Source organism: uncultured Aquimarina sp., from assembly GCF_947500065.1.
GTDB lineage: Bacteria > Bacteroidota > Bacteroidia > Flavobacteriales > Flavobacteriaceae > Aquimarina.
Genome location: NZ_CANMQT010000051.1, coordinates 1 through 344, shown reverse-complemented (window position 1 = coordinate 344; position 344 = coordinate 1). Strand labels below are relative to the sequence as shown.

Sequence of the window (344 nt, the reverse complement as noted above, 5' to 3'; positions counted from 1 at the left end):
ATATCTGGACCACCTAATGGATCTGTAGCAGTAGCCACCGCAGTATTGCTAAAGGTACCCGCAGTAATATCTGCTGGTGTGATCACATAACTTGCTGTATAAGTGCTACTATCACTCGCGCCTACTACTAAATCAATCGTAGTTGCTGGAGTGACGGTTGCTAGTGCATCGGTTACACTGATACCTGTTAGATCTATATTACCTGTATTAGTCACTGTAAATACATAGTTGATCGTATCTCCGGCATCAATGATACCGTTACCGTTCGTATCTACATAGGTATCTGTCTTGGTGATATCTAATAGTCCTTGTCTAAGGTCCGTTACTGTTGGATCATCTGGACT

At 42.4% G+C, this 344-nt stretch carries 1 protein-coding gene; it reads right to left on the bottom strand.

Going from position 1 to position 344, the window contains the following annotated elements; genetic code table 11:
• Positions 1-344 (bottom strand): hypothetical protein (locus Q0975_RS28395; RefSeq protein ID WP_299444378.1); only part of this gene is annotated, 344 nt, incomplete at both ends.